Source organism: Flavonifractor sp. An112 (assembly GCF_904377885.1).
In the GTDB taxonomy this organism is placed as follows: domain Bacteria; phylum Bacillota; class Clostridia; order Oscillospirales; family Oscillospiraceae; genus Flavonifractor; species Flavonifractor avicola.
Genome location: NZ_CAJFGT010000057.1, coordinates 1 through 16794 on the forward strand (window position 1 = coordinate 1; position 16794 = coordinate 16794).

Consider the following 16794-nt stretch of genomic DNA (forward strand, 5'->3'; position numbering starts at 1 on the left):
TCCCCGGCAAAAGGGGCGGATTCCCACGAAAAACGGCCGCCCGGTGGGCGGCCGTTTTTCTCGGAATGACGGGTCTTTGTACGAGCTGCACATTTTGCAGCAGGCCCTTTGTTCTTCACTTGGTTTCAGGCAGGGGAATACGGAACTCCTGGGTCCCCATATAGCCGGGGGCGATTTCATATTTCTCGAAGAATACCACCGGGGTGCCGTCGGCGTCCAGATAGAAGGACTGATCGTCGGCGATGGATTCAAAGCCTCCCTCCCCCTGGAGGAAGTAGAGGTTATCCGGGTCCTGACTGCGGCGGTCGATCTCGGCGGAGATGGCGGCATTGGCAATCTCCTTGTAGTCGGGGCCCAACAGGTCCCGGAGGGTGATCTCCCGCCCGGCCTGGATGTCAATGTTGTAGGTGTAATATTCGGTGTAGGCGCTGGCCAGAGTCTCGGTTTTGGTGATGACAAAGGAGAGGTAGCGGTCGTTCTGGCACTTGATCTCGTAGTCCACGCTGATGACGATGGGCATAAAGTCGTCGGGGTTGCCGCCGGTGGCCACATAGGCCTCCCTGGTGTCCCGGGCCCGGTCCTCCGCCTCCTGGAGGATCTGATCGATGCGGGTGGAGATCTCGGTATTGACCCGCTGCTCCAGATCGGTGTCGCCGGCCAGGTCCAGGGCGGGCAGGCGCACATCAATGAGATGGTCCCGGTCCTCCACGGTGTACTGGGTGACGGTGAATACCCGGGCCAGATCGCCCAGTACCGGTACGTCGGCCACGGCCTGGGCAAAGGTAGGGTTGACGTTGACCAGCAGCACAAAGCAGGCGCAGGCGGCCAGTCCGGCGGACAGGCTCCGCCGCAGGCCACGGTGCTGTCGCCGCTTTTTCTCCCCCGCCCGCAGGGCGGAGGCAACGGCAAATTCCAGTTCCGGGGGTGTATCGGTGTTCCGGTACTGCTGCCTGGCCTCTTCCCACAGATCCTTCATGTGGTTACCTCCTCTCCGGTGAGATCCCGCAGCTTGCGCAGGCTTTTGTACAGGCGGGATTTGACGGTGTTCAGGTTGGTGCCGGTGATGCGGGCGATCTCCTCCAGCTTCATGTCCTCAAAAAAGCGCAGTTTGATGATGGCCTGCTCCTTGGGGTCCAGCCGGTCGATGGCGGCGTACAGGTCCAGCAGCTCCGCCGGATCGCTGGCGGGGGCGGGCCCGTCGGCCACCGCCACCGACTCCTCCAGAGGGACCAGCCGCTTGCTGCGACGATAGTGGTTCATGCTCTCATTGAGCAGGATGCGGTAAAACCAGGTTTTCAGGTACTCCGGCTGCCGGAGGGAATCCGACTTGGACAGGGCCCGGACGATGCTCTCCTGGACCACATCCAGGGCAGCGTCCCGATTTTTGACATAGCTGAACGCCAGGCGGTAGAAATCCTCCTGGTGGGCGATAATATACTCGTTCAGCTGCTGCCGGATGTTGTTGTCCAATGCCGGGGTACGCTCCTTTTATTGGGCCGCTGTCTGGCCCGCTTGATAGGCCTCCGGGGTAACGGTGTGGCACATGAGATATTCCAGCCACTTTTGATACCAGGCCTTGGTGAAATGGACCCCGTCCACGGTGGCCTCGGCGGGCAGAATGCCGTTTTCGTCACTGAGGGCGGTCTTGACATCTACCAGGGCTACCTGGCACTCCTCCGCCAGCTTGGGAAACACGCTGTTAAAGTCGGCTACCCGGTCGTTGTTCACATAGGAGGGCTGGTTCTTCTGGGCGCAGATCTCCGGGTTGACGGGCACCAGATTCTGCAGGTAGATAATGGCGTCGGGCTGGGCGGACTTGACCTCCTCCAGGAAGGACTTGAAGGCCTTATAGAAGCTGTCGGTGCCGGGATAGCCCAGCTCGTTGACACCCAGGGAGATGTAGATCTTCTTGTACTGGGGGCCCTTCTCCAGAGCCTCCACCACGGTGTACTTGCCGCCGTTCATCTCCACCACCTGGCGCTTGCTCATGTCGAAAATGTTCAGACCCTTGTAGCAGTAGAAGGTGGCGCCTTTAATGCCGCTGTAGATCTGCAGGCCGTCGGTGCGGGAGTCGCCGATGAACAGGGCGTCGGAGAAGTAGTCCATCTCCACCGGCTCGGACTGGGGCACCGGCTGGGTGAAGTCAAAGACGGCTGCGGGAGAGGGCACAGGGGTGGCGGTGGGCGTGGGCTCCACAGCCGGAGACTCCGACGGGGCGGCGGAGGGCTCGGTTACCGGTGCGGAGGGAGTGACCTCGGGCTGCACGGAGGGGGTAACCTCGGCGGCGGGGGGAGCGCTCTTGCCCGCGGAGGGGATGAGCAGCAGACAGACGCATACCGCTGCGGCGGCAATGAGCAGGGGCAGGGTGGCGCCGGGGCCGTTTCTCTTGTTTTTCATACGTTTGGGATGATAGGACTGGGACAATGAAGACACCTCGATCTGTATAAACTGGACCCGGCCGGGGGTCTTGTGTTTGCATCTGTTAGACGGCAGGGGCCAGTGAAAAGTTGAGGGAAAGCCAGTTTATTTTTTCAGAAAAAACGCCGGGGTATCCCCGGCGTTTTTGGGTGGGACTCAGTTCAGGCTGTCCAGCACGCTGCGAGCGGCGTCAGCGTCGGCGGCCACCACCAGCAGGGCGGTGTTGCCGGTCTGCTCCACGATGGCGTGGTTGAGCTTGTCCACCTCTCCGGGCATATAGCTCTCCAGGGCGGTGATCTGATCGCTGACCCGCTTATCCAGGGCCTCCTTGGCGGTTTTGGCGGCGGCCTCGTCAGTGAGGGTGAGCACGGCGATCTCCTCCGCGCCCATGGACAGGGAGGTGTAAACCACGCAGTCGGTGATGGTGGAGGCGTCAATGCCGTACATGGTGGCGGCGGTGTCCTTGTCCAGGGTGTCCAAGGTGTCGCTGAAGGCGTCGGATTCCAGCAGAGCCTTGGCGGTGGCGGCAGGGTCATAGCTCTTGGCGCTTCCACCGCCTCCGCAGGCGGAAAGGGTCAGGCACAGGGCAAGCACGCCGGGCAGCAGTCGGGTCAACAGGTTCTTCATGGTTCTTTATCTCCTTCCATATCATCCGCATGGGTCTGTCCGGCCTGGTAGATCGCCGGGTCCACGGTGTGTTCCATCAGACAGGTCAGCCATGTTTCATACCAGGGACGCTTGAAGTGGATGCCGTCCGACGTGGCGTCGTCCGGCAGGGGGCCGTCGGCGGTGAGGGCGCTGTACACGTCCACCAGCACCACCTGATGCTCCCGGGCCAGCTGGGCAAACAGCTGATTAAAGGCCTCTACCCGGGCGTTGGTGATGCAGGAGGCCTGACCGTAGGCCTTGCATTTGGCCTCGTCCACCGGGGCCAGATTTTGCAGATAGACCACGGCATTGGGCTGAAGGGCCTTTACCTCCTCTATAAAGACGCCGAAGGTGCGCAAATAGTTTTCCTCATTGTAATAACCCAGCTCATTCATACCGAAGGCTATGTAGACCTTGCCGAACTGGGGACCCTTCTCCAGGGCTTCCACAATGGAATAGTCCTGTCCGTCCAGCGTCACCAGGCCGGGATTGTTCACCCCGAAAATACTCAGTCCGGTGTAGACGTAGAAGGTGGCGCCCTTGACGCCGCTGTACAGCTCCAGCCCATGGGTGCGGGAGTCGCCGATGAACAGGGCGTCGGAGAAGTAGTCCATGTCCACCGGATCGGTCTTGGGGGCGGGCTGGGTAAAATCAAAGGCAGGTGTAGGGGTAGGTGTAGGCGTGGGAGTGACGGTGGCCGTGGGGAGGGGATCAGCGCCCTCCGCCGGGGAGCGGCTGAGCACCGGAACGGTCACCAGAACCACACCCAACGCAATGGCCGCCAGCACCAGGGGCAGACGGCGGCGGGGCGGCGGAGAGGAGTTGCCGGTAAGCTGGGAATAGAGCGAGCGGGACAAACAAAACACCTCGTTTGAAGTTTAAAAATCAGGGCCGTCCAGCACCAGCGGCAGCAGTTCCTCCAGCCTGGCGATCTCCCAGGTAGGGGTAACGGGGCCGGGATTGGGCAGATGGCGGGGGTTGTACCAGGCGGTATCCAGCCCCATGGCGGCGGCGCCGCCGATGTCGGAGGTCAGGTTATCCCCCACCATCAGGGCCCGGCTCAGGTCGGTGATGCCCAGGGCGTCCAGCACCGGTCGGAAGAAGGCGGGGCTGGGCTTGGAAGCGCCGATCTCCTCGGAGATAAAGAGATGGGGAATGAGTTCTTTCAGGGGGGAGCGGTCAAACCGGCCCCGCTGGGCCCGGGCCACGCCGTTGGTGAGGATGGCAAGAGTGCAGTGCTCCCCCAGGGCCCGGCAGACCTCCAGGGCGCCGGGGAGGAGAAAGGACTGCTCGCCCAGCCGGTCCAGATAGGTCCGGTTGAGGGCGGCGGGGTCGGCGTCCACCCCCAGGGCGGCGGTGAGCCGGGCAAAGCGCTCCACCACCAGCCACTCCCGGGTGGCCTCCCCCCGGTCCAGCATGGCCCACAGGGCGCTGTTGATGGACACATAGAGGGCCTCGGTCTCCGGGGGACAGGGGATGGAGAAGGACTCCAGCGCCAGGCGCAGGGCCTGGTGCTCCGAGCGGTCAAAGTCGAACAGGGTATTGTCTGCGTCCAGCAGGACGAAATCGTAGCGTCTCATGGGTGTTTGCCTCCTGACAGGCCCCGCCGGTGATTCTGGTAGTTGGTGACCAGGCGGGCCAGGGAGGCCACCATCAGCACGCCCACCGCCAGGGCTCCGGCCAGGCCCAGGGTGTGGAGCAGAGACTCCAGGAACAAGGAGGTCTCCCCGCTCATGGCGTGCTCCATGGTATAGTAGATGCCGCCGCCGGGCACCAGGGGAAAGAGGGCCACCAGCAGATAACTGGTCACCGGGCACCGGCGCAGACGGGCCATGATCTCCGACCAGGCGGAGATGGCCAGGGCGGCGAAAAAGGACTGGATGATGTCGCTGTGGACCAGGGGGGCGGCCAGCAGATAGACCAGCCAGCCAAGAGCCCCGCCGCCGGCGCAGATGAGCATACCGGCGGCTCCGTGGATGTTGAACAGCAGGGAAAAGCCGATGCAGGCCAGGAAGGCGTAGATACAGGGCAGATAGTAGGTAAACTCTTCCATGTCAGCCTCCCATCAGCATTCGGATCAGGCCCAGGGCCAGAGCGGTGCCCAGGGCGATGGCCGCTCCGATGAGCAAGGCCTCGGCGGCCTTGCTGATGCCGGCCACCATGTCGCCGGCCATAATATCCCGCATGGCGTTGGTAAAGGCAATGCCGGGCACCAGGGCCATCAGGGCGCCGATGATGATGCTGTCGGAATTCTGGCCAATGCCGGCGGCAGTAAGGGCCAGGGCCACAAAGGCGGACACCGCCGCGCCGGCGATGGTTTTGAAAAAGAGGTTGGCCCCCAGCTTGGAGGTGAAGGCCATACACAGGCAGATCACCATGCCGCAGAGTCCGCCGCACAGACCGTCCCATACCGAGCCGCCGTAGAACAGGGAGAACATCCCGCAGCCCAGGAAGTGGGCCAGCAGCTGGACGGGCAGAGAGTAGACCTTGTGGGTGCGCTCGATTTCCCGCATACTGTCCAGGGCCTCCTCAAAGGGGGGCGTCTCCCGGCACAGGCGGCGGCACAGATCGTTGTACCGCTCCAGCAGGTAGATGTCGGTGCCGTGGTTGGGCATCCGGCGGATCTGGGTCATAGGTTCCCCCTGGGGAGAGGTGAGACTGACAATGATGCAGTTGGGGATGGCAAAGACCTCCCCCCGCTCGGCCCCATAGGCCTGGAGCAGGCGGCTGATGGACTCCTCCACCCGGTAGATCTCCGCTCCGCTGAGCATGAGCCGGAAGCCCATTTCGCTTACGATTTCCAGCAGCTCGTTGTAGTCCGGCTTCAACGGGGAGACCTCCTTTCTGCAAAAAAGCGCGGTGTTCCGGTGGACACCGGTTTACAGCTTATCACATTTCCCCCGGGATATCCATACCTTTCTCAGAAATATTACGCCCCCCTGAAAAAAGGGAAGTATTGAATGTAAAAATAGGATTTGGTACAATAACGGTATCAAGAAAGAGAGGAAAGAGAGGTGGTCTTATGCCGCCCAGGGAAAAGACGCCTGCGGAAAAAGCAGCGGAAAAAGCCCGTATTCTGGACGCCGCCCTGGACATCCTTGCGGCCGACGGCTATGAGGGCCTGACCATGCGCCGCCTGGGGCAGAAAATCGGCGCCTCAGCCACCAAGATCTATCTCTATTTTGTCAACAAGGATGAGGTATATCTGTCGGTGGTGATTGAGGGCTACCGCCAGCTGTGCGACAGTCTGCGGCAGGCCATGGAAACCGTCTCCGGCGGGGAGGCTCAGTTTGACGCCTTCCTGCATACCTATCTGGAGTTTGCGTGGAGCCACCCCACCTTTTACGAGGTGATGGCGCTGAAAAAGGTCCCCATGCAGGCCGATTACGCCGGTACGGAGATGGAGGAGGTGGCCCGGCGGAAGTATGAGGCGGGGATGGAGGTCTTTACCCTCACCCGGCAGGTGATGGAGCACTATCTGAGCGACAAGGGATATACCCTCCAGGTGTCCCGGGACGCGGCGGCCTTCTCCATCATCGTATTTCTCAACGGGCTGCTCAATACCTACTACAACAGGCTGGCTCACACCGTATTTTCCGACCTGGATCAGCTGCTGGGCGACTGCATCCGGCTGTTGAAAAATTCCTTCCGCAACAGCGCGCTGTCGGAAGGGGACCAATTCCAAGACAAATCAGGTGAATGAAGCATGACGGAGGAAGAAAAGATCTTTGCCGGGAAGATGTTCGATCCCCGGCGGCAGGAGCTGAAGGACCTGAAGCACAAGGCCCATGAGGCCTGCCGGAAGTACAATTCCATGGACGAGTACGACCCTGACCGGGGGGAAGTGATCCGGGCCATTCTGGGCCGGGCGGGCAAGGCCTGCTACTTCCAGGGCCCTGTCCAGTTTAACTACGGCTGCCATACCTTTATTGGAGAGAACTTTTTCGCCAACTTCAATTTGATGGTGATGGATGATGCCAGGGTATTCATCGGGGACAACGTGTGCTTTGGGCCCAACGTGTCCCTGATGGCCACCAACCACCCCCTGCCCGCCCAGGAGCGCACCGGCCTGGACGGGGAGGGCCGCACCACCATGGCGGAGTTTGCCCGGAAGATCCACATCGGCAGCGGAGTGTGGCTGGCCTGCAACGTGGTGGTGCTGGACGGGGTCACCATCGGAGACGGGGCGGTGATCGGCGCGGGCAGCGTGGTCACCAAGGACATCCCCGCCGGCTGGCTGGCTTACGGCAATCCCTGCCGCCCCATCCGCCCCATTACGATCGCCGACAGCAAACGGGAGCTGATCCTGGAGGAGGATCTGGACCACTTTGCCTGGAATCTTACAACATAAAAAGTGCGCCGCATCTGCGGCGCGCTTTTTTCAGAAATTGCACCCTTTCCGTCCAGAGTCCTTGCTGAGAAATATCCCACAATCCCCAATTTCGGCGACATGAATGACATCCCGGATCAGATTGTGCAAGGGAAGATGAGCGCGCCTGATTTGATTTGCGGGGGGACGCCGTGCCAGGCATTTTCCCTGGCTGGATGGCAAAATGGGTTAAACGATGATCGTGGGAACCTTACCTTGAAATTTGTGGATATTATTGAGGCCAATGATGCCGTTCGTATGTCGAGAGGACAGGGACGCTGCAAGGTCTTTTGGGAAAATGTCGAAGGAGTATTGGCTGACAAGACCAATGCCTTTGGCTGCTTGGTGTCATCCCTTGCCGGTTTGGACCAAGTCCTGTCTGTAAAGGGCGGGAAATGGCCCAATTCGGGCCTGATTCGAGGAAATATTCGTAATGTTGCCTGGCGTGTTTTGGATGCAAAGTTTTTCGGACTTCCCCAGCAAAGACGCCGCCTTTATGTGATAGCTGGCGGTAAGGACTTCCATCCCGAAGATGTTTTGTTTGAGATCCACGAAAACGAACTTCCCGAGTATCCGCAGTTTCCCTTGACATTTGAAAAAGAAGGGCACCATTTTGAAGTGTTTAGGGCATACACAGATTGCTTGTATTCCGCGTATGGAACAAAATGGAATGGCAATGCTGCCGCATATAACGGCTCGTTATTTGTGGTTCAGGATCACCGCATCCGTCGGTTGTCTCCCCTTGAAACAGAGCGCCTGATGGGATTCCCTGATCATTACACCGATCTTCCGAAAGCAAAAAAGACCAACCGATACCAGAGCACAGGAAATTCTTGGGCTGTACCGGTTGTCCGCTGGATCGGCAATCGCTTGATTCACGAAAACAGGCTTGGAATCAATCTTGAGTCCTTCCAATTTGCGTTATGCACCCGTTCTACCCGCATTTCCGATACCCAGGTTTTTTATGATTTTGGAAAAGACATTGTTCCTTTGGAGAACGGCTTGTCCTTGAATTGTTCTGCAATACCTGAGAACTGTACCTTTGCAGGAATGGACAGCATCGTATCTCCCGATGCACCCGAAGATATTTATATTTCTCCCGTCGGTTGTTTTGGAATCATCCGCAGAAAAAAGGAACGGAATCTGAAAATCAATGCCCGGCTTGAGGAAGTGCTGCTTTCTATCTCATCCCAGATGTCCCCTGAAGAGATTGAAAAAAGATCCCGTGTGCAGCGCCGGGGACGTTTCAGCACACCAAATGAAGCAAAAGAGGCAGAGGTACAAAAATGTGCTGCCTGTGCAGGGGAATAAGAAACTCATAAAAATAGGGCTGGCACCTAAGGTGCCAGCCCTATTTTTTGATGTTTATGGATCAAAAACGGCGCTTCGCCGTCCGCCCCCTCCAAACAGGTTGTTGTACTGTATCTGCTGGTAGTCCTCAATGAGGGCGGCGTAGTCGTTGGTCTCCAGATGGCTGTGGGCCTGCCCGGCTGTGCCCATGTAGCCCACAAAGGTGAGGGCAGGCAGCTGCTGCTGGAGCTGCCACAGATAGCCGTCGTACACCGTGCCCCCGATACCGGCGTACCGCAGCAGATAGAGGCTCAAAAAGTTCAGACTGGTGATCTCCGGGCCCTCCTGGGGCAGGGGGTAGTTGGCCCAGATCACAAAGGGTGTCTCATACTTGCCCATGTACTGATTCATGTTCATCTGGTCCTGGGTGACGCCGTAGGCCTTGTCCAGGAAGCCCTGCTCCACCGAGGGCTGGTGGTCACCGAACATGAGGATAATGGTGGGTTCCTCCTGGTTCTGGAAATACTCCACCAGAGTGCGGAAGGCCTGGTCGGTCTTGTTGGCCAGGGTGAGGTACTGCTCGGCCTGGGGATACTTGCCCGGCTGGTCGGTGAGGGTGACCTGGGCGGGATAGTCCTCGGCGGTGTAGCTGCCGTGGTTCTGGATGGTGACGTTGAACAGGAAGAGGGGCTGCCCCTCCTCCTTGTGCTCAAACTCCCAAATAATCTGCTCAAAGTCGGACTGATCGCTGACATAGCCGTGTTCCATGGTCTGGGCCACGTCCATGTCGTCCACGCACTTGAACTGGTCAAAGCCCAGCTTGGGATAGGCCAGATTGCGCTGCCAGGAGGTGCGCTCACCGGGGTGGAAGGCCAGGGTGTCATATCCCTGGGCCTTCAGCAGGGAGGCCAGAGAGGCGGTGGGCCCCAGCACATACTGCTGGTAGGGAATGCTGCCCGAGGGCAGGAAGGCCATGGTGTTGCCGGTGAGGAACTCAAACTCGCTGGCGCTGGTACCCGCCCCGAATACCGAGGTGTAAGTGTGGCCGAAGATGGAATTGTCCAGGGAGCGGATGTAGTCGGTGACGCTCTCGCTGAGCTGCAGATTGCCGTAGGACTCAAAATCGGCCCAGGACTCGTTCATGATGGCGATGATGTTGGGCTTTTGGACCGACACCGCCGCCGGCTTCAGGGGCTCCACCCCCTCCAGCAGGGTGTCCACGTTCTCCGAAGAGTAGCCCTCCGGCTCTTCCACCTCCAGAAACTCGGTATTGCGGTAAAAGACGGCCAGGCAGCCGCCGGTGCGGTAGGCCCCCGCCTGATCCCACACGTCGGTCTTGACCCCCAGCTTCTCCAGCTTTTCCGAGGGCAGCAGGAAGAGGAGGCAGGCCAGCCCCGCCGCCAGACAGGCCAGCCGCAGGGGCAGGCGCTTCCGGGTGGTGAGCCGCAGCCGGGCCTTGCGCCGCTCCGGGTGGAGGAATACCACCAGGGCGGCCGCCAGAAAGATGGCGACTCCCATCTGCCAGGTGAGGAACAGGTGGTAGTTGCCCGCCACGCTGGCGGCGGTGCCCAGGGCGGAGAAATCCCAGGGCAGGATGGGGGTGCCCCGGAAGGTGTTGACGAAGCAGTTGGCGGCGCCCCAGGACCCGGCGGCGATGTGAATGCCGATGGTGCAGGGGGCGATGCGCCCCACCAGGGCGCACAGCAGCCAGAACAGCAGAGCCACGCACAGGGCGTTGGCCACCAGTACGGGGAAGGTCAGAGCAAAAGGATTGGCTCCGTATGTAAACTGCATGAGCCACACGGCGGTAAAGGGGGTCAAAAGCAGAAAGACCGCCTGCCACAGCCGGTCCTTGCGCAGCAGGGAAAGGATTTGTTCACGGTTCATCATAGTATGGTACTCCGGTCATTTGGGAAGATAGTGTGCCATTATAGCGCAAAAAGCCCAGCTTGTCAAAGCCGACCGGTGAAAAAGAAACGGAAAACGTCCCCCGGTACAGTTTGTACCGGGGGACGTGGCAGATTACAGCACCTTGGACAAAAATTCGATGGTGCGCTGTTCCTTGGGGTTGGCGAAGAAGGCGTGGGGCTCGTTCTGCTCCAGCACATGGCCGCCGTCCATAAAGAGGACCCGGCTGCCCACTTCCCGGGCAAAGCCCATCTCGTGGGTGACCACCACCATGGTCATGCCCTCGTCGGCCAGCTGCTTCATGACTTCCAGCACCTCGCCCACCATTTCAGGGTCCAGGGCGGAGGTGGGCTCGTCGAATAGCATCACCTTGGGCTTCATGGCCAGAGCCCGGACAATGGCGATACGCTGCTTCTGGCCGCCGGAGAGCTGGGCGGGATAGGCGTCCGCCTTCTCCTCCAGGCCCACCCGCTTGAGCAGGGCGGTGGCGGTGTCATCGGCCTCGGCCTGGCTCATCAGCTTGGTGCGGACGGGAGCCAGGGTGATGTTCTTCCGGATGGTCATGTTGGGGAAGAGGTTGAAGTGCTGGAACACCATGCCCATCTGCCGCCGGATCAGGTCGATGTTGGTCTTGGGATCGGTGATGGCGGTGCCCTCAAAGGTGATGGTGCCCTTGGTGGGGGCCTCCAGCAGGTTGAGGCAGCGCAGGAAGGTGGACTTACCCGAGCCGGAGGGCCCGATGATGACCACTTTCTCCCCGGGATAGATGTGCTCGGAGATGTCGTCCAGCACCAGATGGTCCCCGAAGGACTTGGACAGATGTTTAACGTCTATCACTTTGACGCAGCCTCCTTTCCAGAATACCCAGCAGCCAGGTGAAGAGCATGACCATCAGAAGATAGATGATGGCGATGCCCAGATAGGGATACATCACATCGTAGGTCTTGCTGCCGATGGACTTGGCGGCATAGACCAGCTCCTTGCCGCCGATGGCGGAGATCAGAGCAGTATCCTTAAACAGGGTGATAAACTCGTTGCCCAGAGCAGGCAGGATGTTCTTAAAGGCCTGGGGAATGACAATAAAGCGCATGGTGTCCAGATAGTTCAGGCCCAGGGACCGTCCGGCTTCGCTTTGGCCGATATCCACGCTCATCAGGCCGCCGCGGACGATCTCGGCCACATAGGCGCCCGAGTTGATGCCCAGGGTGAGGGTGCCCACCAGGGTGTACTCACGGCTGCTTTTAAAGATGATAAAGCCCATAATCAGCAGCTGGACCATCATGGGGGTGCCGCGGATAATGGTAACATAGATTTTGCAGATCACGTTCAGTACGCCCAGGACGGGGTTGTGCCGGCCCAGACGCTGCTGATCGTGGGTGGTGCGGATTACAGCCACCACAACGCCCAGCACAATACCCAGGATCAGTGCCAAGGCGGTGATCCAGAGGGTGGTCAGCACGCCGTCCAGGTAGAACTGCCAGCGGTCCTCCTCAAAGAAGGCCTTGTAAATGCCCACGAAGGCGTCTTGCCACCAGGGCAAGTCCACGCCGTCTTTCAGCTGCTGTCCCAGGGACTCATAGAGTTGCGCCCAGTTCACAGAGATTCTCCTTTCTTACCTTTTCCGAATACGACCCGAAAAAGGACGGCCCGAAGGCCGCCCTTTTCAGTTGAACACGGATTTGTTGGTTGTCTCAGCCCTCAGCGGGGATATACTTGTCGATGATGGACTGCACGGTGCCGTCCTCAACCAGTTCGATCAGAGCGGCGTTGACGGCGTCCTTCAGAGCGGTGTTGCCCTTGGCAAAGCCGATGGCGTAGTTCTCGTTGGCGAACTCAGTGTCCAGAATCTTCAGACCGGGGTTGGCCTTCACATACTCCTGGGCGGGAGCATTGTCGATAACCACACAGTCCACCTGGCCGTTCATCAGGGCCTGGATGGCAGCGGCGCCGTCGTCATAGGGGATCACGGCGTCCTCGCCGTAGCCGCCGTTCTCGGGGGTGTCGGAGCAGTAGATGTAGCCGGTGGTGCCCATCTGGCAGCCGATCAGCTTGCCCTCCAGATCATCGATGGTGGCGATGTCGGAGTTCTCGGGAACAATGACGACCTGAATGCCGTTGGCGTAGGTGTCGGAGAAGTCCATGACCTCCAGACGGTCGCCGGTCACGGTCACGCCGGCCATGACGATGTCGCTCTTGCCGGTCTGCACAGCCTGCAGAGCGGCGTCAAAGCCCATGTTGTCCACAACCAGCTCCAGGCCCAGCTTCTGGGCGATGGCGTAGGCGATCTCCACGTCGATGCCCTCATAGCCGGTGCCCTCGTAGCCTTCGCCGTCGCCCACCATCTCATAGGGGGGGAACTGGGCGTTGGTGCTCATGATCAGCTTGCCGGCCTCCACGGTGGTGAACTCGCCGGAGGCGGCGGGAGTCTCGGTGTTCTCAACGGAAGGGGTCTCGGTGTTGTTGGCGGGGGTCTCGGCGCTGCCGCTGTTGCCGCCGCCGCAGGCGGCCAGCAGAGACAGAGACATGACTGCGGTCAGGCCCATCAGGGCCAGCTTCTTGAAGTTCTTCATGATGTATTCTCTCCTATTCATTGCGTTTCACGCGATCCTCATTGCGTTCCTTGAATTAGGTATCTCCTATTATACACCGTATGCAAATAAATGCAATATTTATTCATTCGTCAAACCCCACAAAAAACCTGAAAGTTTTCGGTTGGTCTCTCTCTGTCAGGATGGGCGGAATTTGGGAGTCACATAATGCTGTTATGTGAGGAAAATGGCCTGTTTTCAGCACTTGAAAGGGTTTACTTCCTGGAAAGTGATGTGGTATAATGGTGGCGATATGTTCAGATGTGGTTTTCAAAACCAGGAAGGAGGCGGCCCTTTGGAAGAAATTCGTGCCCTGAAGGAGCGGCTGGAGGGAGAGCGGCCGGTGGACTGGGAGGGCTTCCCCGACATCGGGCTGTATATGGACCAGCTTATCAACTATATGCCACGGCAGCTTATCCACTATGGAGAGGGGGAGGCCCTGACCTCTGCCATGGTGAATAATTATATTAAGGATGGAGCCATGCCCCGGGCGGAGGGCAAGCGGTACTCCCGCACCCACCTGGCCTACCTCACCGCCCTGTGCGCCCTCAAGCAGGTGCTGTCGGTGAAGGACGCCGGCCTGCTGCTGGCGGCGGCGGCCCAGGGGCGGGAGCCCAAGGAGCTGTACGAGCAATTCCGCATGGAGCTGGACCGTGCCCTGGATGTGACCGCCGGGTCCCTGGACCCCACCGCCGGGGAGGAGGACCTGCCTGGTCTGGCCCTGGCCCTGGCGCTGCGCAGCTACGCCGACAAGCTGGCCTGCCAGCGTATTCTGGAGCTGCTGCGTGCCAGGCAGCCCCAGCCCGAGAAGGAAAAGAAGAAAAAAGACTGATTTTTTGCAATCAAACTTGAATGATATACTGGAGGTTATCAGAGCTGTGGGAGAATATGTGATCTTGACCGACTCCTCCGCCGACCTGACCGCCGAGCTGGTGGCAGAGTTGGGGGTGGAAGTGATCCCTCTGTCCTTCACCATGGAGGATAAAACTTACTTCAACTATCCGGACAACCGGGACATCGACCCGGCGGATTTTTATGCCCGCCTGCGGGGGGGCGCCATGGCCACCACCGCTGCCGTCAATGTGGCCGACTATACCGAGGCCATGGAGCCCATTCTGAAGGAGGGCAAGGACGTGCTGGTGCTGGCCTTCTCCTCCGGCCTGTCCGCCACCTGCCACTCCGCCCAGATCGCCGCCGGGGAGCTGATGGAGCAGTATCCCGACCGGAAGGTGTATGTGGTGGATACCCTGTGCGCCTCCCTGGGCCAGGGCCTGCTGGTGTGGTATGCCGCCAACCTGAAAAAGCAGGGCAAAACCATGGAGGAGGTGCGGGACTGGACCGAGGAGCACAAGCTCAACCTGTGCCACTGGTTCACCGTGGACGACCTCCACTTCCTCAAGCGGGGCGGGCGCATCTCCGCCGCCACCGCCGTGCTGGGCACCATGCTGTCCATCAAGCCGGTGATGCACGTGGACAATGAGGGCCACCTCATCAAGGTGGGCACCGCCCGGGGCCGCAACGCCTCCCTGAAGGCTCTGGTGGACCACATGGAGCAGACTGTGCTGGACCTGAAGGATCAGGCCATCTTCATCAGCCACGGCGACTGCCTGGCCGACGCCCAGAAGGTGGCCGACGATGTGAAGGCCCGCTTCGGGGTAGAGAGCATCATCATCAACTATGTGGGTCCCGTCATCGGCGCCCACTCCGGTCCGGGCACCGTGGCCCTCTTCTTTATGGGGAGTGAGCGCTGATGGAGGATATCAAGTGGCTGGAGGTGGCGGTGGACACCACCGAGGAGGCCCTGGACGGCCTGTGTGCCCGGCTCACCGCCAATGGCGTCACCGGCTTCGCCATTGAGGATGAGGAGGACTTTAAGACCTTCCTGGAGCAGAACCGTCAGTATTGGGACTATGTGGACGAGGACCTGATGGAGCGCATGAAGGGGGTGTGCCGGGTCAAGTTCTACGTCACTGACGACGCCGACGGCAAGGCCCAGCTGGCGCGCTGGATGGAGGGCATCGATCTGCCCTACACCACCGCCTCCCTGGGGGACAACGACTGGGCCCACTCCTGGCAGAAGTATTACAAGCCCATGACCGTGGGGGAGAAGCTGTGGATCGTTCCCGAGTGGGAGCGGGACCAGACCCCGCCGGAGGGGCGCACCCCGGTGTACCTCAACCCCGGGCTCACCTTTGGAACCGGCAACCACGCCTCCACCCAGCTGTGCCTGATGGGGCTGGAGGAGTATGTGGTCCCCGGCGCACCGGTGCTGGATCTGGGCTGCGGCAGCGGCATCCTGTCCATCGCCGCCATGGCCCTGGGGGCCAGCTCCGCCGTGGCGGTGGACATTGACCCCAAGGCGGTGGACGTGGCCTATGAGAATGCCGGCCTCAACGGCATCGGCAGGGACCGGTACACCGTCCGGGCGGGAGATGTGCTCACCGATCAGGCTCTGGTGAAGGAGCTGGGCGGGCAGCGCTATCCCCTGGTGCTGGCCAACATCGTGGCCGACGTCATCATGCCCCTGTCCGCCAAAGCGGGGGAGTGGATGACCGAGGACGGGGTGTTCCTGTGCTCCGGCATCATCGACACCCGCTCCGGCGAGGTGGAGGCCGCCCTGGAGCGCAACGGCCTGCATATCATCCGCCGCCGGGAGCAAAACGGCTGGGTGTCCCTGGCCGCCAAACGGGCGTAATAAAGAGGAAAAGGACGCACCGCGCCGCGGTGCGTCCTTTTTATGTGGAGGACTGGGGATGATCCTCCTCCTTTAGATTTTCCAGCGCTACTCGGGTGGCCTCAATGACAAACTGGGAGAAGTTACAGTCTGTTCCCTGAATGGCTTTCTCTACCTCCTCCAGAATCTGATTGGGAAAGCGGATGGTTTTGGAGGTGGTGCCGGGAACGGCGGGCAGTTTAAATTTAGCCATAGTATCACCGTGTCTTACATTCATTTTGTCGTCTGTTCCTGTGTCCTATGCTATCAGAATGCAGACCAAGATGCAAATACACTGTAGGGGCGGCCTTTATGGCCGCCCGCCGGTTCTCTGCCGGTCCGAGGGTCGCTCGAGGTGAAAGGATTGCATTTATTTCTGGAATATGATACACTTTTCCGGTACGATTTGAGGTCGCGCCCCGGGGAAAGAGGGCGTTGGGTACGAAAGGGAGTTTCGATGCCTGTGGGGACCTTGAATCAGGCAGACTGAAACGGAAAGGAAGTTTTGTACCCATGGAAATCAACGGCGAGCAGGTCAACGAGATCGTCAACTACGCCGACCTGGGCCTGTCCCCTGAGGTCATGCGCGCCATCGACAAGAAGGGCTATGTCCAGGCCACGCCGGTTCAGGCGGGGGCCATCCCCTACTTTATGGACTGGAAGGACGTCATTGCCAAGGCGCCCACCGGCACCGGCAAGACCTTTGCCTTCGGCATCCCCATGGTGGAGCACATCGACCCGGCCCGGGAAGAGGTCCAGGCCCTGGTGCTGGCCCCCACCCGGGAGCTGGCGGTGCAGATCCAGGAGGAGCTGCGGGACCTGTGCGAATTTAAGGAGGGGGTACGCACCGTATGCCTGTA

Annotated in this window: 20 protein-coding genes; 7 read left to right on the forward strand and 13 right to left on the reverse strand. The window is 60.1% G+C overall.

Translation table 11 applies throughout. The features are described 5' to 3' along the window. Window positions 1-115: 115 nt before the first annotated feature. The 8 genes from IHN22_RS09255 to IHN22_RS09290 form a co-directional block, all read right to left on the reverse strand. Entirely contained in the window at window positions 116-976 is an 861-nt protein-coding gene (locus tag IHN22_RS09255; RefSeq protein WP_191434922.1) for a DUF3298 and DUF4163 domain-containing protein, read from the reverse strand. After that, window positions 973-1470, reverse strand: coding sequence for an RNA polymerase sigma factor (locus IHN22_RS09260; RefSeq protein ID WP_191434924.1), 498 nt, complete (start codon window positions 1468-1470; stop codon window positions 973-975). The genes IHN22_RS09255 and IHN22_RS09260 overlap by 4 nt, the downstream gene beginning before the upstream one ends. A gap of 18 nt (window positions 1471-1488) precedes the next feature. Further along, on the reverse strand, window positions 1489-2397 hold the full coding sequence (locus IHN22_RS09265; RefSeq protein ID WP_191434926.1) for a GDSL-type esterase/lipase family protein: 909 nt from the start codon (window positions 2395-2397) through the stop codon (window positions 1489-1491). A gap of 177 nt (window positions 2398-2574) precedes the next feature. Next, window positions 2575-3045, reverse strand: a complete 471-nt coding sequence (locus tag IHN22_RS09270) for a DUF4358 domain-containing protein (RefSeq protein WP_087188496.1) — start codon at window positions 3043-3045, stop codon at window positions 2575-2577. Continuing rightward, window positions 3042-3923 (reverse strand): GDSL-type esterase/lipase family protein, encoded by an 882-nt coding sequence (locus IHN22_RS09275; RefSeq protein ID WP_191434928.1) that lies wholly within the window; start codon window positions 3921-3923, stop codon window positions 3042-3044. Before IHN22_RS09275 ends, IHN22_RS09270 begins: the two co-directional genes overlap by 4 nt. A gap of 21 nt (window positions 3924-3944) precedes the next feature. After that, window positions 3945-4646 carry a YjjG family noncanonical pyrimidine nucleotidase gene (locus IHN22_RS09280; RefSeq protein WP_191434930.1) on the reverse strand — a complete coding sequence of 234 codons (702 nt, stop codon included), beginning with the start codon at window positions 4644-4646 and terminating at the stop codon, window positions 3945-3947. Then, window positions 4643-5119, reverse strand: coding sequence for a threonine/serine exporter family protein (locus IHN22_RS09285; RefSeq protein WP_087188493.1), 477 nt, complete (start codon window positions 5117-5119; stop codon window positions 4643-4645). The genes IHN22_RS09280 and IHN22_RS09285 overlap by 4 nt, the downstream gene beginning before the upstream one ends. Before the next feature lies 1 nt (window position 5120). Beyond that, window positions 5121-5894: a threonine/serine exporter family protein gene (locus IHN22_RS09290; RefSeq protein ID WP_206406187.1), complete on the reverse strand. Its 774-nt coding sequence runs from the start codon at window positions 5892-5894 to the stop codon at window positions 5121-5123. Window positions 5895-6088: 194 nt separating this feature from the next. On the opposite strand from IHN22_RS09290, the gene IHN22_RS09295 reads away from it, so the two are divergent. The 3 genes from IHN22_RS09295 to IHN22_RS12820 are packed head-to-tail and all read left to right on the forward strand — an operon-like array spanning window position 6089 to window position 8746. Then, window positions 6089-6769 carry a TetR/AcrR family transcriptional regulator gene (locus IHN22_RS09295; RefSeq protein WP_191434932.1) on the forward strand — a complete coding sequence of 227 codons (681 nt, stop codon included), beginning with the start codon at window positions 6089-6091 and terminating at the stop codon, window positions 6767-6769. 3 nt (window positions 6770-6772) lie between these two features. Next, entirely contained in the window at window positions 6773-7417 is a 645-nt protein-coding gene (locus tag IHN22_RS09300; RefSeq protein ID WP_191434934.1) for a sugar O-acetyltransferase, read from the forward strand. A 3-nt stretch (window positions 7418-7420) separates the two neighbouring features. Beyond that, window positions 7421-8746 carry a DNA cytosine methyltransferase gene (locus IHN22_RS12820; protein WP_300986206.1) on the forward strand — a complete coding sequence of 442 codons (1326 nt, stop codon included), beginning with the start codon at window positions 7421-7423 and terminating at the stop codon, window positions 8744-8746. A 54-nt stretch (window positions 8747-8800) separates the two neighbouring features. On the opposite strand, the gene IHN22_RS09310 is transcribed toward IHN22_RS12820, so the two are convergent. The 4 genes from IHN22_RS09310 to IHN22_RS09325 form a co-directional block, all read right to left on the reverse strand. After that, complete coding sequence (locus IHN22_RS09310) at window positions 8801-10615, reverse strand: LTA synthase family protein (protein ID WP_300986208.1); 1815 nt, start codon at window positions 10613-10615, stop codon at window positions 8801-8803. 132 nt (window positions 10616-10747) lie between these two features. After that, window positions 10748-11470, reverse strand: coding sequence for an amino acid ABC transporter ATP-binding protein (locus tag IHN22_RS09315; RefSeq protein ID WP_087270697.1), 723 nt, complete (start codon window positions 11468-11470; stop codon window positions 10748-10750). Then, window positions 11457-12179 carry an amino acid ABC transporter permease gene (locus IHN22_RS09320; protein ID WP_343212821.1) on the reverse strand — a complete coding sequence of 241 codons (723 nt, stop codon included), beginning with the start codon at window positions 12177-12179 and terminating at the stop codon, window positions 11457-11459. Before IHN22_RS09320 ends, IHN22_RS09315 begins: the two co-directional genes overlap by 14 nt. Before the next feature lie 145 nt (window positions 12180-12324). Next, complete coding sequence (locus tag IHN22_RS09325) at window positions 12325-13203, reverse strand: ABC transporter substrate-binding protein (RefSeq protein WP_191434936.1); 879 nt, start codon at window positions 13201-13203, stop codon at window positions 12325-12327. Window positions 13204-13516: 313 nt separating this feature from the next. Between IHN22_RS09325 and IHN22_RS09330 the strand changes: the two genes are divergently transcribed. The 3 genes from IHN22_RS09330 to prmA are packed head-to-tail and all read left to right on the forward strand — an operon-like array spanning window position 13517 to window position 15916. Beyond that, entirely contained in the window at window positions 13517-14053 is a 537-nt protein-coding gene (locus IHN22_RS09330; protein WP_191434938.1) for a DUF1836 domain-containing protein, read from the forward strand. A gap of 46 nt (window positions 14054-14099) precedes the next feature. Next, window positions 14100-14972 (forward strand): DegV family protein, encoded by an 873-nt coding sequence (locus tag IHN22_RS09335; protein ID WP_191434939.1) that lies wholly within the window; start codon window positions 14100-14102, stop codon window positions 14970-14972. Continuing rightward, a complete protein-coding gene (gene prmA, locus IHN22_RS09340; RefSeq protein ID WP_191434941.1) occupies window positions 14972-15916 on the forward strand; it encodes a 50S ribosomal protein L11 methyltransferase in 945 nt (314 codons plus the stop codon). The genes IHN22_RS09335 and prmA overlap by 1 nt, the downstream gene beginning before the upstream one ends. Before the next feature lie 40 nt (window positions 15917-15956). On the opposite strand, the gene IHN22_RS09345 is transcribed toward prmA, so the two are convergent. Next, window positions 15957-16148, reverse strand: a complete 192-nt coding sequence (locus IHN22_RS09345) for a YlcI/YnfO family protein (protein ID WP_087330197.1) — start codon at window positions 16146-16148, stop codon at window positions 15957-15959. Between the two features lie 299 nt (window positions 16149-16447). Here IHN22_RS09345 and IHN22_RS09350 point away from each other — a divergent pair. Beyond that, window positions 16448-16794 (forward strand): DEAD/DEAH box helicase (locus tag IHN22_RS09350; protein ID WP_191434943.1); only part of this gene is annotated, 347 nt, incomplete at its 3' end.

Excerpts from the sequence above, each read along its gene's own strand:
- IHN22_RS09255 (WP_191434922.1), bottom strand. The coding sequence starts at position 976 with ATGAAGGATCTGTGGGAAGAGGCCAGGCAGCAGTACCGGAACACCGAT.
- IHN22_RS09265 (WP_191434926.1), bottom strand. The coding sequence starts at position 2,397 with ATGAAAAACAAGAGAAACGGCCCCGGCGCCACCCTGCCCCTGCTCATT.
- IHN22_RS09270 (WP_087188496.1), bottom strand. The coding sequence starts at position 3,045 with ATGAAGAACCTGTTGACCCGACTGCTGCCCGGCGTGCTTGCCCTGTGC.
- IHN22_RS09280 (WP_191434930.1), bottom strand. The coding sequence starts at position 4,646 with ATGAGACGCTACGATTTCGTCCTGCTGGACGCAGACAATACCCTGTTC.
- IHN22_RS09285 (WP_087188493.1), bottom strand. The coding sequence starts at position 5,119 with ATGGAAGAGTTTACCTACTATCTGCCCTGTATCTACGCCTTCCTGGCC.
- IHN22_RS09295 (WP_191434932.1), top strand. The coding sequence starts at position 6,089 with ATGCCGCCCAGGGAAAAGACGCCTGCGGAAAAAGCAGCGGAAAAAGCC.
- IHN22_RS09300 (WP_191434934.1), top strand. The coding sequence starts at position 6,773 with ATGACGGAGGAAGAAAAGATCTTTGCCGGGAAGATGTTCGATCCCCGG.
- IHN22_RS09310 (WP_300986208.1), bottom strand. The coding sequence starts at position 10,615 with ATGATGAACCGTGAACAAATCCTTTCCCTGCTGCGCAAGGACCGGCTG.
- IHN22_RS09325 (WP_191434936.1), bottom strand. The coding sequence starts at position 13,203 with ATGAAGAACTTCAAGAAGCTGGCCCTGATGGGCCTGACCGCAGTCATG.
- prmA (WP_191434941.1), top strand. The coding sequence starts at position 14,972 with ATGGAGGATATCAAGTGGCTGGAGGTGGCGGTGGACACCACCGAGGAG.
- IHN22_RS09345 (WP_087330197.1), bottom strand. The coding sequence starts at position 16,148 with ATGGCTAAATTTAAACTGCCCGCCGTTCCCGGCACCACCTCCAAAACC.